Origin of the sequence: Microbacterium sp. ISL-103 (assembly GCF_018613995.1) — a bacterium.
Classification (GTDB): Bacteria; Actinomycetota; Actinomycetes; order Actinomycetales; family Microbacteriaceae; genus Microbacterium.
Map to the genome: position 1 here is coordinate 1 of NZ_JAGGPD010000461.1, position 1,872 is coordinate 1,872.

2 protein-coding genes are annotated in these 1,872 nt (G+C 69.8%); both read left to right on the top strand.

What is annotated here, in order from left to right:
* Window positions 1-159: 159 nt before the first annotated feature.
* The gene (locus tag J7E68_RS15880) at window positions 160-1,314 is read left to right on the top strand and encodes an aminotransferase class I/II-fold pyridoxal phosphate-dependent enzyme (RefSeq protein ID WP_215174197.1); all 1,155 of its coding nucleotides are present in this window, start codon (window positions 160-162) and stop codon (window positions 1,312-1,314) included.
* A partial coding sequence (locus tag J7E68_RS15885; protein ID WP_215174199.1) for an MFS transporter occupies window positions 1,311-1,872 on the top strand: 562 nt, incomplete at its 3' end. The genes J7E68_RS15880 and J7E68_RS15885, both read left to right, overlap by 4 nt.

Genomic DNA, 1,872 nt, shown 5'->3' on the forward strand with positions numbered 1-1,872 from the left:
CCCCCTGACGGACGTGCTCGAAGACCAGACCGCGCAGGCTCTGGACAGCGTCGTCGATCGCTTCCGCATCAACTGGGTGTGGATGCCGCCGTGGGGCCCGGAGAAGATCACCGACGACGGTCGCGACATGATGCGTGCCCTCGGCTTCGCGATCTGAGGATGCTCGAGGTCACGGCTCTGCCCCTGGCGGAGCTCCGCGAGCGCACGAGCGAGAAGTGGCGGGAGTACCCCGCCGATGTGCTCCCTCTCTTCGTCGCCGAGACCGACTTCCCTCTTGCGCCGGCGATCTCGGGAGCGCTTCGTCGCGCCGTCGAGACGGGTGACACGGGGTACATCGCCTCGCGCACGCCTCTCGCGTCGACGTATGCGGACTTCGCCCGCAGGCGCTTCGGCTGGAGTCCCGACCCTGCGCGCATGCGCACGACGGCGGACGTCAGCATGGGCATCGTCGAGATCCTCCGGCGTGTGACCCAGCCCGGCGAGCGTGTCGTCGTCACCCCGCCGGTGTACCCGCCCTTCTACGATCTCGTCGCCGAGGCGGGCGCAGAGGTGCAGCGGGTCCCGCGTCGTGACACCGGGACGGGGTGGGAACTCGATCTCGACGGCAGCCGCGCCGCATTCGACGACGGCGCCACCGCGATCCTGCTCTGCAATCCGCACAACCCGACCGGCACCGTGCACGGCCGGGACTCGCTCGCTGCCCTGGCGGCGATCGCCGACGAGTTCGGCGCCGCAGTGATCTCCGACGAGATCCATGCGCCGCTGGCGCAGCCCGGTGCGGGTTTCGTCCCTTTCCTGCACACCGGTGAGGCGGCCGAACGGGTCGGCTACGCCGTCGTCAGCGCGAGCAAGGCCTTCAACCTCGCAGGACTCAAGTGCGCCGTGATGGTGACTGCGTCCGACGCCACGAGCGCCGTCGTGCGCGGTCTGCCGATCGAGGTCGAGTGGCGTACCGGGCAGTTCGGGCTCCTCGCCGCGATCGCCGCGTTCTCGGACGAGAGCGACCCCTGGCTCGACGGCCTGCTGCGCACGCTCGACCACAACCGGCTACTGCTCGAAGACCTGGTGGCCTCGAAGCTGCCCGGTGCGCGCTATCGGATTCCGGACGCCGGCTACCTCGCGTGGATCGATCTCTCAGCCCTCGGCTGGGGCGACAACCCCGCACGTCGCATCCTGAAGGAGGCGAAGGTCGCTCTGCACTTCGGTCCTGCATTCGGTGACGAGGGCAGGGGATTCGTGCGTCTGAACTTCGGCACGAGTCCCGAGATCATCACCGAGGCCATCGAGCGCATCGCGTCGCTCGTGGGCCGATGACCGAGGCCCTGCGGGCGCCGTCGATCTGGGACCGGGAACGACTCTGGGTCACGGTCGGCGCGGTCGCGCTCATCTTCCTCGCCGCGATCGAGGCGCTGGCGGTGACGACCGTCATGCCGATCGTGAGCGAGGCGCTCGACGGACGAGCGCTCTACGCGGTCGCCTTCGCCGGCACGCTGGCGACGAGCGTGATCGGCATGGTGGCGGCGGGGGCGTGGGCGGATGCCCGCGGACCCCGCGGGGCGCTGTACGCCGCTGTCTCGCTCTTCATCGCAGGGCTGCTGCTGTCGGGCTTGGCCGTCACGATGGACCAGTTCCTGATCGGACGACTGGTGCAGGGCCTCGGCGCCGGTGGGCAGACAGTGGCGCTGTACGTCGTGGTGGCTCGTCTGTATCCGCCGCATCTGCACGGCAGGGTGTTCGCGGCTTTCGCGGCAGCATGGGTGGTGCCGTCGATGATCGGCCCGTTCCTCGCGGGCGCCGTCGCCGAGTACCTCGACTGGCGCTGGGCGTTCCTCGGGGTCGCCGTGCTGACCATCGTCGCCTTCCTGATGGTCG